The organism is Phyllobacterium sp. 01N428 (assembly GCF_056399405.1).
In genome coordinates this window covers 43,260-56,479 of sequence record NZ_JBFTRH010000004.1, presented here as the reverse complement: position 1 = coordinate 56,479, position 13,220 = coordinate 43,260, and the positions used below count along the sequence as shown (strand labels likewise).

Annotated in this window: 10 protein-coding genes, 1 tRNA gene and 1 pseudogene; 6 read left to right on the top strand and 6 right to left on the bottom strand. The window is 58.8% G+C overall.

Annotated elements, in window-relative coordinates; genetic code table 11:
• Positions 1-20 precede the first annotated feature (20 nt).
• Positions 21-4,739 carry a glutamate synthase large subunit gene (gene gltB / locus AC1DNI_RS12110; RefSeq protein ID WP_477692022.1) on the bottom strand — a complete coding sequence of 1,573 codons (4,719 nt, stop codon included), beginning with the start codon at positions 4,737-4,739 and terminating at the stop codon, positions 21-23.
• A 429-nt stretch (positions 4,740-5,168) separates the two neighbouring features.
• Here gltB and AC1DNI_RS12105 point away from each other — a divergent pair, with 429 nt between their 5' ends.
• Complete coding sequence (locus AC1DNI_RS12105) at positions 5,169-6,218, top strand: threonine aldolase family protein (protein ID WP_477692021.1); 1,050 nt, start codon at positions 5,169-5,171, stop codon at positions 6,216-6,218.
• Positions 6,219-6,267: 49 nt separating this feature from the next.
• On the opposite strand, the gene AC1DNI_RS12100 is transcribed toward AC1DNI_RS12105, so the two are convergent.
• A complete protein-coding gene (locus tag AC1DNI_RS12100) occupies positions 6,268-6,738 on the bottom strand; it encodes an Hsp20 family protein (protein ID WP_477692020.1) in 471 nt (156 codons plus the stop codon).
• A 295-nt stretch (positions 6,739-7,033) separates the two neighbouring features.
• Between AC1DNI_RS12100 and AC1DNI_RS12095 the strand changes: the two genes are divergently transcribed.
• Positions 7,034-7,456, top strand: coding sequence for a hypothetical protein (locus AC1DNI_RS12095; RefSeq protein ID WP_477692019.1), 423 nt, complete (start codon positions 7,034-7,036; stop codon positions 7,454-7,456).
• A gap of 172 nt (positions 7,457-7,628) precedes the next feature.
• On the top strand, positions 7,629-8,654 hold the full coding sequence (locus AC1DNI_RS12090) for an alpha/beta fold hydrolase (protein ID WP_477692018.1): 1,026 nt from the start codon (positions 7,629-7,631) through the stop codon (positions 8,652-8,654).
• A 39-nt stretch (positions 8,655-8,693) separates the two neighbouring features.
• On the opposite strand, the gene hisN is transcribed toward AC1DNI_RS12090, so the two are convergent.
• A complete protein-coding gene (hisN, locus tag AC1DNI_RS12085; protein WP_477692017.1) occupies positions 8,694-9,467 on the bottom strand; it encodes a histidinol-phosphatase in 774 nt (257 codons plus the stop codon).
• 240 nt (positions 9,468-9,707) lie between these two features.
• The gene (locus AC1DNI_RS12080; RefSeq protein ID WP_091946356.1) at positions 9,708-10,598 is read right to left on the bottom strand and encodes an N-formylglutamate amidohydrolase; all 891 of its coding nucleotides are present in this window, start codon (positions 10,596-10,598) and stop codon (positions 9,708-9,710) included.
• A 281-nt stretch (positions 10,599-10,879) separates the two neighbouring features.
• On the opposite strand from AC1DNI_RS12080, the gene cpdR reads away from it, so the two are divergent.
• Together cpdR and AC1DNI_RS12070 are read left to right on the top strand one after the other, a co-directional pair.
• Complete coding sequence (cpdR, locus tag AC1DNI_RS12075) at positions 10,880-11,242, top strand: cell cycle two-component system response regulator CpdR (protein WP_027229490.1); 363 nt, start codon at positions 10,880-10,882, stop codon at positions 11,240-11,242.
• 100 nt (positions 11,243-11,342) lie between these two features.
• Positions 11,343-11,417 (top strand) — tRNA-Val (locus tag AC1DNI_RS12070).
• A gap of 72 nt (positions 11,418-11,489) precedes the next feature.
• Here AC1DNI_RS12070 and AC1DNI_RS12065 read toward each other — a convergent pair.
• Positions 11,490-11,798 carry a BrnA antitoxin family protein gene (locus AC1DNI_RS12065; protein ID WP_477692016.1) on the bottom strand — a complete coding sequence of 103 codons (309 nt, stop codon included), beginning with the start codon at positions 11,796-11,798 and terminating at the stop codon, positions 11,490-11,492.
• Positions 11,798-12,038: pseudogene (locus AC1DNI_RS12060) on the bottom strand (BrnT family toxin). The gene AC1DNI_RS12065 and the pseudogene AC1DNI_RS12060 overlap by 1 nt, the downstream one beginning before the upstream one ends.
• Before the next feature lie 128 nt (positions 12,039-12,166).
• Between AC1DNI_RS12060 and AC1DNI_RS12055 the strand changes: the two are divergent.
• Entirely contained in the window at positions 12,167-13,219 is a 1,053-nt protein-coding gene (locus AC1DNI_RS12055) for a trypsin-like peptidase domain-containing protein (RefSeq protein ID WP_477692015.1), read from the top strand.
• Position 13,220 lies beyond the last annotated feature (1 nt).

Below are 13,220 nucleotides of genomic sequence, written 5' to 3'. Positions count from 1 at the left end.
AAGCATGGTGCTTGTTGACTTTATTCGGCTGCGACGCCCATGCGCATGCGCTCCATATCTTCGAGCGCGCGACGGTATTCGACCGGCATGACTTTTACGAATTTCGGCCGGAAGCTTTCCCAATTGTCGAGAATTTCCTTCGCCCGCGCCGAACCGGTGTAGTGCATGTGGTTCGAAATCAGTTGCACAAGCCGTTCCTCGTCGTGCCTCGTCATATTGGCGGAGACATCGACGCGACCCTTGTGCATGAGATCGCCGCCGTGATGATGCAACTTTTCGAGAATGTCGTCCTCTTCCGGAACCGGTTCGAGTTCGACCATCGCCATGTTGCAGCGCTGCGCAAAATCACCGGCTTCGTCGAGCACATAGGCGACACCGCCCGACATGCCCGCCGCGAAGTTGCGCCCGGTCTGGCCAATGACGACGACGACCCCGCCGGTCATGTACTCGCAGCCATGGTCACCCGTGCCTTCGACGACGGCAATCGCCCCCGAGTTGCGCACGGCAAAACGTTCGCCGGCGACGCCGCGGAAATATGCCTCGCCCTCAATGGCCCCGTAAAGCACGGTATTGCCGACGATGATCGAGTTTTCCGGGACGATCCTGGTGTTTTCCGGCGGTCGGATGACTATGCGTCCGCCGCAAAGGCCCTTGCCGACATAGTCGTTGCCATCGCCGATAAGATCGAACGAAATGCCCCGCGCGAGGAAGGCGCCGAAGGATTGCCCGGCCGTCCCATGGAATTTGACCGAAATGGTTTCGTCCTTGAGCCCCTTGTGCCGGTAGCGCTTGGCCACTTCGCCCGAAAGCATGGCACCGGCCGAGCGATCGACGTTCTTGATGTCCATCTCGATCCTCACCGGGATCTTGCTTTCGAGCGCGGTCCTTGCCTGCTCGATCAGCTTGCGATCAAGAATATCGACGATCGGATGGTTCTGCCGCTCGGTCCACCGCGTCTTTTCTTCGGGCGCCTCGGGCTTGTGGAAGATGCGGGTGAAGTCGAGACCCTTGGCCTTCCAATGTTCGATTGCCTCGCGCTTCTCGAGGAGTTCGGTCTTGCCGACGATCTCTTCGAGCCGGGTGTAGCCCATTTCGGCGAGGAACTGCCGCACCTCTTCCGCCATGTAGAAGAAGAAGTTGATGACATGCTCGGGCGTACCCTTGAAGCGCTTGCGCAATACCGGGTCCTGCGTCGCGACGCCGACCGGGCAGGTGTTGAGGTGGCACTTGCGCATCATGATGCAGCCCGCCGCGATGAGCGGCGCTGTCGAGAAGCCGAACTCGTCGGCGCCAAGCAGGGCACCGATGATCACGTCGCGTCCCGTGCGCAGACCGCCATCGACTTGCAGTGCGATGCGCGAGCGCAAGCCGTTGAGGACGAGCGTCTGCTGCGTCTCGGCAAGGCCCATTTCCCAGGGGCTGCCCGCATGCTTCAGCGAAGTCAGGGGCGACGCACCGGTTCCGCCGTCATAGCCGGAAATGGTGATGTGATCGGCGCGCGCCTTGGCCACACCGGCCGCGACCGTACCGACGCCGACCTCGGAGACCAGCTTCACCGAAACATCCGCCTCGGGGTTGACGTTCTTGAGATCGTAGATCAGCTGCGCCAAATCTTCGATCGAATAGATGTCATGGTGCGGCGGCGGCGAGATAAGGCCAACGCCGGGCGTGGAGTGCCGGGTCTTCGCCACGGTCGCATCGACCTTGTGACCGGGCAACTGTCCGCCCTCGCCGGGCTTGGCACCCTGCGCCACCTTGATCTGCATCATGTCGGAGTTGACAAGGTACTCCGTCGTCACTCCGAAGCGACCCGATGCCACCTGCTTGATGGCCGACCGTTCCGGGTTTGGCTTGCCGTCCGGCAGCGGGTAGAAGCGGTCTGGTTCCTCGCCGCCCTCGCCGGTGTTGGACTTGCCGCCAATCCGGTTCATGGCGATGGCGAGCGTCGTATGCGCCTCGCGGCTGATCGAGCCGAATGACATCGCGCCCGTCGAGAACCGCTTGACGATCTCTTTAGCCGGCTCAACATCGTCGATCGGTACCGGCTTACGGCCCGCATCTGTTGCGACCCTGATCTTGAAAAGGCCGCGAATTGTCTGCGCACGTGCCGACTGGCTGTTTACGAGGTCCGAGTATTCCTTGAACGTTGTGGCCGATTCCGTGCGCACCGCATGCTGCAGCTTGGCGACCGCATCGGGCGACCACAGATGCGCCTCGCCGCGAATGCGGTAGGCATATTCGCCGCCGACCTCAAGCGTGCTCGACAGGACAGGATCGTTGCCGAACGCATCGCGGTGACGGCGCACCGTTTCCTCGGCAACTTCCTCGAGACCAACGCCCTCGATGGTTGTTGCCGTGCCAAAGAAGAAGCGGTCGACAAAATCAGTCTTCAGGCCAACGGCGTCGAAAATCTGCGCACCGCAATAGGACTGATAGGTGGAGATGCCCATCTTGGACATAACCTTGAGGATGCCCTTGCCGATCGACTTCATGTAGCGCGAAACGACTTCCTTGGCGTCGACCTCCGGCGGGAACTCGCCGCGCTTGTGCATGTCGAGCAGGGTGTCGAACGCGAGGTAAGGGTTGATCGCCTCCGCGCCATAGCCGGCGAGGCAGCAGAAATGGTGCACTTCGCGCGGCTCGCCCGATTCCACGACGAGCCCCACCGAGGTGCGCAGGCCCTTGCGGATCAGGTGATGGTGGACTGCGGCCGTCGCCAAAAGGGCGGGGATCGGTATGCGGTCCGGACCAACCTGGCGGTCGGAAAGGATGATGATGTTGTAGCCGCCATGGACGGCAGCTTCAGCTCGGTCGCACAGGCGTTCGACCGCACCGGCGAGACCGGCAGCACCTTCATCGACGCTATAGGCTATGTCGAGCGTCTTCGTATCGAACCGATCTTCGGTGTGGCCGATGGAACGGATCTTCTCGAGGTCGCCGTTGGTCAGGATCGGCTGGCGCACCTCCAGCCGCTTGCGGCGCGAGGAGCCGACGAGATCGAAGATGTTCGGACGCGGGCCGATGAACGAGACCAGGCTCATGACCAGTTCCTCGCGGATCGGGTCGATCGGCGGGTTGGTGACCTGGGCGAAGTTCTGCTTGAAATAGGTATAGAGCAGCTTCGACTTGTCCGACATGGCCGAAATCGGCGTGTCAGTGCCCATCGAACCGATTGCTTCCTGGCCCGTCGTCGCCATGGGCGACATCAGGAGGCGCGTGTCCTCCTGCGTATAGCCAAACGCCTGCTGGCGATCGAGAAGGCTCACATCCTTGCGCAGCGCGCGCGGCTCGACCGGGCTCAGTTCTTCAAGAATGAGCTGCGTGTTCTTCAGCCACTGCTTGTAGGGGTGACGGGTCGCGATTTCTGACTTGATCTCCTCGTCAGAAACGATGCGCCCCTTCTCGATGTCGATCAGCAGCATGCGGCCGGGCTGCAGGCGCCACTTCTTGACGATCTTTTCTTCCGGCACCGGCAAGACACCGGCTTCCGACGCCATGATGACGTAATCATCGTCGGTCACGATATAGCGCGCGGGACGCAAGCCGTTGCGATCGAGCGTCGCCCCGATCTGGCGGCCATCGGTAAAGGCAATCGCCGCCGGGCCATCCCATGGCTCCATCAACGCCGCATGATATTCGTAGAACGCCTTGCGCTCTTCCGACATCAGCTTGTTGCCGGACCAGGCCTCGGGAATGAGCATCATCATCGAATGCGCGAGCGAATAGCCGCCCTGGAACAGGAACTCCAGCGCGTTGTCGAAGCAGGCGGTATCGGACTGACCCTCATAGGAAATAGGCCAAAGCTTGGAGATGTCGTTGCCGAAATACTCGCTGTCGACCGAGGCCTGGCGTGCCGCCATCCAGTTGACGTTGCCGCGCAGCGTGTTGATCTCGCCATTGTGCGCGACCATGCGATAGGGATGCGCCAGCTTCCATGACGGGAAGGTGTTCGTAGAAAACCGCTGGTGGACAAGAGCAAGCGCGCTTTCAAAGCGCGGATCCTTCAGATCCCTGTAGTAGGCACCAACCTGATAAGCGAGGAACATCCCCTTGTAGACGATGGTCCGCGCCGACATCGAGACGACGTAGAAATCGCTCTCCTTGCCGCCGTTCTCCTGGTAGATGCGGTTCGAGATGACCTTGCGCAGGACAAAGAGCCTGCCCTCGAAATCCTCGTTGGTTTCGATATTGGGGTTGCGGCCGATGAAGACCTGCCGGTGGAACGGTTCGGTCGCCGCAATATGCGGTGCCTTCGACAGCGAGGAATTGTCGACCGGCACGTCGCGAAAGCCAATCAGCGACTGGCCTTCCGAAGCGATTACCTCCGAAATGACGGTTTCGATATGCGCCCGCTCTTCCGCATCCTGCGGCATGAACAGGTAACCGACCGCATAATGGTTGACCGGGGGCAGCTCAACACCTTTTTCGGCCCATTCGGCCCGGAAAAACGCGTCTGGAATCTGGACGAGCATGCCTGCGCCATCGCCCATGAGCGGGTCGGCGCCAACCGCACCGCGGTGGGTGAGGTTTTCGAGCATGAACAGGCCGTCTTCGATGATCTTGTGCGACTTCACGCCCTTCATATGCGCAACGAAGCCGACGCCGCAGGCGTCATGCTCATTGCGCGGATCGTAAAGGCCCTGTTTTGATGGAATACCCGACGATTTATTGGTTTTGACCGCACGAGTCTGTACGGCCTGAGCAAGTTCAGTCGTTACAGATGGCGTCAAATCCGTCATCGTCAATTCCTCCAATTCGGCCCATTGCGGGCGGTCAATCTCTCATGGGACGGAATAGCATAATTCCAGTCCCGCCTCGGTGCGGCATATCTTCCGGTTGCAGGCTGCGGTCACCATTCTAGGGACGGAAGCAAGATTGCCCACCATCCCGTCTCGGTTCACGCAAATAGGACAGCAATGCTGTCTTATTGTGGTATGCCAGAATAAACGCCATCACACAAGATGGAAAAGTAAAAAATATGCGCACTGCGCGAAACATCATTGCGCAAAAGACCGCCAAAGTATCGCGATAGTTTCGGTTAGGGTGATTTCCGCCAAAAATGCCAAGGAAAACAGCTGCTTCCTCCGCAGCCTCATGCGAGCATGGCTTTCCACGCGTCTGCTAAAGGGATATGCCAGCCGCATCAGATCGTATTGCAGGACAATCTCATGCATTTTGCTTCCGACAATTGGGCCGGCGCCCACCCCAAGATCGCTGAAAGCCTCGTCAAGAATGCAGGCGGCTTTGTGCCGGCCTATGGGTCGAGCGCGCTCGACAAGGCCGTGGAACAAACCTTTTGCGAGATATTCGAACGTGAGGTCGCGGTTTTCTTCGTTGGAACCGGCACGGCGGCCAATTCTCTGGCGCTCGCAAGCTTTGCCAAGCCGGGCGGGATGACGTTCACGCACCGGGAAGCGCACCTTATTGGCGATGAGGCCGGGGCTCCCGAGTTCATCAGCGCAGGCGCGCGCCTGCGTCCCGTTGATGGGGCGACCGGACGCATGGATTTGAATAACCTCAGATCCGCTCTTGAACCCGTCACGCCCGGTAACGTCTTTATCGGCCAGGCGATGGGCGTGTCTATTACCCAGGCCACCGAGATCGGAACGCTCTACGAACTCGCCGACATTGCCGCGATCTCCGCGCTCTGCCGCGAGCACGATCTGCCGCTGCATATGGATGGCGCCCGCTTTGCCAATGCACTGGTCTCGCTTGGGTGCTCGCCGGCAGACATGACCTGGCGGCAGGGTGTGGACATAGTCTCGTTCGGCGGCACCAAGAACGGCTGCTGGTGCGCCGAAGCGTTGGTGTTCATGGACCCGGCAAAAGCGGAGGGCTTCCCCTTCCTGCGCAAGCGCGTCGCCCAACATTTTTCAAAATCGCGTTTCATCGCCGCCCAGTTCGAGGCTTACTTCGCCGGTGGCCTATGGCTGGAACTTGCGGCCCACGCCAATGCCATGAGTGCCCGCCTCGCTGGCCATATTCGCGCATCAAAGCAACTACGCCTCGCCTGGGAGCCACGCGCAAACGAGGTGTTTCCCGTGATGCCAAAAGAGACTGCGGTAAAACTGCGGGAAGCAGGCGCTGTATTTCACGATTGGCGAGCGCCGCATTTTGAATCAAAGGTTGCCGCTGAAGGCGAATCGCTCGTTCGGCTGGTCACTAGTTTTGCAACGACGCCGGATGAAGTAGACCGCTTCGGCGCCCTCATCGCATGAAAAAAGCGGCGCTTTCACGCCGCTTTCTCCCGTTGCACCTGCCAATCGCTTAGCGGGCGGCTTTAGCTTCAATCTGCTTGGCTTCCGTGTCCGACAGGGAAGTCACGGCAATCTTGCGCGGCTTCATCTCTTCCGGGATTTCGCGCTTGAGATCGATGTGCAGCAGGCCGTTTTTCAGGCTGGCACCACTGACCTCGACGAAATCGGCAAGATGGAAGCGGCGTTCGAAAGCCCGCGAAGCAATGCCGCGATAAAGCGTTTCGGCATTTTCATCGGGTTTCTCGGCATTCTTTTCGCCGGTGACCTTCAGCTGGTTGCGATGTGCCTCGATCTGGATCTCGTCCTCCGAGAACCCGGCAACGGCCATGGTGATGCGATAGGCGTTGTCGCCGGTCCGCTCGATATTATAGGGCGGATAGGTCTGGGCGCCTTCCGGCTGAGCCAGCGAATCAAGAATGGTGAACAGCCGGTCAAAGCCGACGGTAGAACGGTAAAGGGGTGAGAAATCAACGTGACGCATGTTTAAGCCCTCCTTTAGAGCGACAATGTTTGCGTATTTTGGTTCGATTGAGAGCTCCTGCAGTGGCAAGCCCTCGTGAACCAGCGACCCCGTTATGGCGGTCACAACGTCTATTTGGTTAGGTATTTTCTCGATTTCAAGGGCGCGGCAGGCATCAAAAAGTCCAGCGCCAGCGTGACGATCCCGGCAGGCAGATGAACGCAAAATGAACATGTTCTTCGGAATACGTTCAGCTCGATGCCGCTAAACCTACACTCAATCTGGCATTCGATCCGACACGACAAAGGACTTTGAAATGAAAAAAAACGTTCTTGCGCTCACGTCAGTGGCGCTTCTGATCACCGGCTTCTCGGCTTCGGCTTTCGCCGATGGCCGCTACTACCGGAACAGCGCGCCGGCGATCTACGTGGACGACGAAGATTACAATGATGGCTATCTGGTACAGGACCGCCGCTACTACGAAGGCTACCGCGATGACCGTCGCTACCGGTTCGGACCGCGCGATGTTACCCGCATGCTCGAACGGCGCGGCTACAGGGTGCGCGATGTGAACTTCGATCGCGGTCGCTACTTTGCCCGCACCTCGCGTCGCGGCGAGCCCGTCCTTGTCGTTGTATCTCGCGACGGCGACATTCTTGAAACCCGGCGCATGGGCCGCGATCGTTACTACGACCGTCCGAAGAGCGGGTTCAGCATCGAAATAAATCCGGCTTACTGATCAATCAAGCCGAGATCGTTGCGGATGTAACGTCCCTTCCAGCCGCAACGTATTGACCGGAAACTCCCAGGCAGGGTTTCCGGTCATTCTTTTCTGGATGCCGCCGTTTGACCTTTAAGGCGGCGCATCCTATCAAAAGCGCATTCAACCATCACATCGAGCGGGCACCGACGTGGACCAGCCAACGCAAACGATCCGCCCTCTTGTCGAGACCGCCGCCAACCCGATACCGGCGGGCACGCGTGTCGAAGGGCTCGATCTCGGCAAAGGCAAGGTGCTCCGCTATGCGATCACCCTCGCCTCCAGCCACCCGCTGCATGGCACGATCATCATTCTGCATGGCCGCAACGAGTGCATCGAAAAATATTTCGAGACGATTACTGATCTCGCCTCGCGAGGTTTTGCGGTGGCGACCTTCGACTGGCGAGGGCAAGGTGCGTCAAGCCGATATTTGCGCAATGCCGCCAAGGGCTTCGTGAAGCGTTTCGATGATTATGCGGGCGATTTCGAGCTGCTGTTCAAGTCCGTCATCCTGCCCGATTGCCGTGGCCCCTATTACGTTCTCGCCCATTCGGCCGGAGCACTGGCTGCCCTCGTCGCCGCACCGGCCTTTGCCAACCGGATAAGGCGGATGGTGCTGATTGCACCACTTCTCGACATCAATTCCAGCCGCGCCCGCAAGCTGACCGCGCGGGTCATCGCCAATACGCTGCGTTCAACCGGGCTCGGCGGCACATATATGCTCGGCGGTCCGCATGTCTTGCGCCCGTTTGCGGCCAATGAGGTGACATCTGATGCGAGCCGCTACGATCGCAATTGCGGCGTCCTTGAAAGCGCGCCGGAGCTTGCAATCGGGGGCCCGACCGCAAGCTGGATCGTCGCCGCCGCGAGGGCGATCAAGCGCGTAACCAGGCCCGACTACGTCGACACGATCCGCATCCCGACACTCATCGTCGCCGCCGGGGCCGACACCGTCGTCTCGACGCCGGCAATCGAACGGTTCGCCGTGCAGATGCGCAATACGACGCTGCTTACCATCGATGGCGCGCGCCACGAGATCCTGCAGGAAAAGGATTTGTACCGAGAGCAGTTCTTCGCTGCCTTCGATGCCTTCATCCCTGGCACCGGCGGTGACGATGGGTCCGTTCTGGCGGAGGCTGGCGAAGAAAACGAGCCTGCCCTGGACGTCAGCGCCTGAAAACCGACGAGGCGCGCAGGCGCCGCCGCATGTCGTGCTCTACCCGTTCAAAACCTCAAGAGCCTGGGCATGGAGTTCGGCGTTGGCGGCGGCAATGATACTTCCGGCCTTTTCGGCTGGACCGCCATCCCAGGTTGTCACAACGCCGCCCGCCTTTTCGATGATGGGTATCAGCGCAACAATGTCATAGGGATGAAGGCCGGTCTCGATGACGAGATCGACAAAACCCGCAGCAACCATCGCATAGGCGTAGCAATCGGTGCCGTAGCGGGCGAGCTTGACGCGTTGTTCGACGCGATCATAGGCGGTCCGCTTCTCTGCCTTGAATATAGCGGGCGTCGTCGTGAACAATGTCGCATCGGCGAGGTCGCGCGTCTTGCGTGTCTCAAGCCGCCGCGTCCCGCCCGGACCCTCATACCACGACGCTTCGCCATCACACAGGAACAGCTCTTGGGTAAATGGCTGCGCCATGACACCGGCAACCGCGTCACCATCCACAGTAAGCCCGGCCAGGGTACCCCAGACCGGGATACCGGAGATAAATGCGCGCGTGCCGTCGATCGGATCGATCACCCAGATATGCGAATGGTCGAGATTCTCGCCGCCATATTCTTCACCCAGAATTCCGTGGTCTGGATGCTCCGCATTGATCAGCGCGCGAATCGCTTTCTCGGCCTCCCGATCAGCCTCGGTAACCGGATCAAACCCCGACTCGAATTTATTGTCGATGAGCGAAATATTGCGGAATCGCGGCAAGGTCTGCTCTGCGGCGACACTCGCAATCCGCTTTAAAAAGGAAAGTTCTACGACCAAAATGGCTCCTCGCGATTAAAACATTCTCATATAGGTGCATTATGGATGAGATTTGTGCATATTATTTGAGCAGTCGCCATCGGTGCACAAAAACATACACAAATTTCTTGACATTTGTGCGACGCAGCATAGAGTTGTGGGTGAACGGGGCGACCTGTTCTGCCCTCCTTGGGCGTTTCCTCCCTAGACTTGGACCGCGCTTCATGCGCGGTCTTTTTTATTGGCCGCGCGAATACGTCCCTATTCCGCCGCGAGCGGTTGGTCGAGAAAATAAAAATCGGGCAGCGAGACGAGGTCGGCAAGAAACTGGGCGATATCCCGCTGTAGTTGATCGAAACCGGACTTCTTCTCGTAACTCTGTTCGTTGAGATAAAGGCCGCGATTGACCTCGATCTGCAGCGCGTGAAGGCCCTTCAACGGGCTACCGTAGTGTTCCGTGATATAGCCCCCGGCATAAGGCTTGTTATGCGCAACGAGGTAGCCCATTTCCCGCAGGAGATGGATGGCGGAATTGGCAAGTTCCGGCGCGCAGCTCGTTCCGAACCGGTCGCCGATGATGAAATCCGGGCGCATCCCGCTCTCCGGGAAGCGGATACCTGTCGGCATCGAATGGCAATCCACCAGGACGCCGTAACCGAAGCGCTGTCGCGTTGCCGAGAGAAGGCCGCTGAGCCTGGCATGGTAGGGCTTGTAGATCGTGCCGATGCGATCCAGCGCCTCGCCCAGCGGCAATTTCTTTGCATAGATTTCCTGGCCCTCGCCAACGAGGCGCGGCACGGTACCGAGGCCTCCGGCGACACGGGCGGAACTTCCATTGGCATAGGAAGGCAGCGCCTCCTGAAACATCTTGGCGTCGAGTTCGTAGGGTTCGCGATTGACATCGAGATAGGCGCGCGGGAAGTGCGCCAGCAACAAGGGTGCTCCAAGCGGCACGGCAGAGGCGAACAGCTGGTCGACGAAACAATCCTCAGACCGGCGAATGGTCTGAGGGTCGAGTTGCGACTGTTCGAGGAAAGCGCGCGGGTAAAAGCGGCCGCTATGTGGGGAATTGAAAACGAAAGGAATGCGCTGGTCGGATGGTTGCCGCACTTCGAACGGCTGGATATCGGTGAAATCGCGCTCGACTGTCATCTTCTGCTTCAAGGTTTCGCTGCAAGGCGGGCTGGTTTTCCCCACTCTAGTGCAAGTTTCTACGATAGGGAATTGATGAACGGTTCGAAACGGCTTGTCCGCCAACTTTCCCCGGCGTTAAGGCTCAATGCTGATCACACTGGCGACACCTCGACTTTTGCCCCGTTCGCCCTTATTTCTAGCAAATCATTCACGCGATCTTTACCAAAAAAGCGTTTTGTTAAGAGTAGTACGACGCAGGGTTTGGGGATGATCCGGCGCTAGAGAATTCGGACGGACTGATGAAGAGAATCCTTCTTGCAGAAGATGACAATGATATGCGGCGCTTTCTGGTCAAGGCGCTGGAAAAGGCGGGCTATCACGTCACGCATTTCGACAATGGTGCCAGCGCCTACGATCGCTTGCGCGAAGAGCCGTTCTCGCTGCTTCTGACCGACATTGTCATGCCGGAGATGGACGGGATCGAGCTTGCACGGCGCGCCTCGGAGATCGACCCTGACTTGAAGATCATGTTCATTACCGGCTTTGCCGCAGTTGCCCTCAATTCCGATTCGAAGGCGCCTAAGGATGCCAAGGTGCTGTCGAAACCCTTCCATCTGCGCGATCTCGTCAACGAAATCGAAAAAATGCTGGTCGCAGCTTGAGAAGCTGCGACATTCTTTCGTTCCGGCAAAGAAAGCCTGATAAGTTCTTCAGGCGCTATTGACGGGGCTGATTCAATATGGTGTATGCGCCCCGTCAGATGGGCGTGTAGCTCAGCGGGAGAGCACTACGTTGACATCGTAGGGGTCACAGGTTCAATCCCTGTCACGCCCACCATCTGAACCCCCCTCATAGTTCGTATGTCAAATGTCTGCAGCGCAGATGTTGAGGCTGGGCGAGCCAGAAATCCTAAACCTTCGCACGCTTCAAGACGTCATTGATTTTACTCTGCCAGCCCTTGCCCGTGGCTTTGAACTTGGCAATGACGTCTGGATCGAGACGGATCGTAACCGGCATTTTGGTTAGTTCCGCCTTTGGCCGGCCGCGTCTGGCAATTTCTCTGTCCATCTCGGTGGCAAGCTCTGGAAGAGCTTCACGGAAGGGCTTCGCTTGGGCGATCTCCTCCGTCGTCAACGGCGGGCTATCGACCGCGTCCCAATCCTCTTGCGTGAAACCACGACCCGGTTCAAAGCCTGTCTTGAACGTTTTTTTGACCATCAGAGCAAACGCCTTTCGTCTATACGTGCTGGACGCATCGAGATCACCGACAATGCTTCTTTTCCAAGCACGTTAAAGACCACCACAATCGGTCTCGAAACGACCGATAGCTTTGCTGCGGCCTGCCCTGGCTGGAATGATCATCGAAGCAAGAAAGAACTCAAACGACAAGGCAGCAAAGTCCAAGCCATGCTTCGATATGTTAGCCAATTGTTTAGGTTCGTCCCAAATGATCTTCATTTATAATGTGCGTACATTAATTCATTAAACAAGGGTCTTTGCGCACAGTTAAACCCATTGCATTCTCGTGGCGCAAGCGTTCTCCCCCATGTATGATCGGTGCGAGCGTAAACGAGCGCGGGGGCATCATGGATTGGAACGAGCTTTCAGGGCCGCAGTTGAAAATCCTGCGCGAGGCTATACTGCGCTCGTTTCCGACAGTGTCGCGCTTCGACATGTTCCTCTCCGACGAACTCGACAAGGGGTCGCTCGCCAATGAGGTCGGGCCCGGCAGCTTCGAGCAACAAATCCAAGCCTATCTGAAAAGCATCCAGAGCGAGGGATGGACCGACAGCCTCGTCGACGCCCTGCAGAGACAGCGCGGCAAAAATCCGTGGGTGCGGCGGCTGCCGGATGCCATACGTGCAGCGGGGACCTCCGCACCGGAGCGCTTGGCCGCCGCCCCCTCGATGCAGCTCGAAAAGATCGTGCAGGGTGGTGGCTTTGCCGATCTGAGGATCTGGGCGCAAAGCCTCGCTCTCGTTAGCGCGGCGACGTGCAGGATCGAGTTTCCGAGCGGCCAGGCCCAAGGCACCGGGCTTCTCGTCGCGCCCGATCTGGTCCTCACCAATTATCATGTCGTCAAGCGGCAGTTGAACAAGGAGGCGAGCCCCGCCAATATCGTTTGTCGTTTCGGGTATGCCCGCGATGCCAATGGGCTCGACGAGGGCACGCCCTATAATCTTGCCGCAGGGGACGCATGGACGCTTGATGCCAGCCCGTTCGATACGGTCGACACCGGCGGTGCAGGCATCGCCAGCGCGTCGAACCTCGATTACGCGGTGCTGCGTCTCACATCGCCGCTGACCGACTGGAAGCCGATCCGCGTTGCAGCCAATATCGCTCTTCCCAATGCAGATTTGCCAGTTCTCATCGTTCAACACCCGGCAGGAACGCCGCAAGCGCTGGCGATCGGCAAATCACTCGGCACCAACGAGAACGGCTCGCGCTTCCGCTATGACGCCGATACGCTCGGCGGCTCGTCCGGTTCGCCGGTCTTCAACCAGCGTCTGGAACTCGTCGCCCTGCACCATGCAGGCGATCCGCGGTCCGAGATTCGTGCCGCGTACAATCAGGGCATACCGATTGGCCTTATCGTCGCTGCCTGGCAGGCCAAGCAGCTTCCCCCGTTCTGGCAATAGG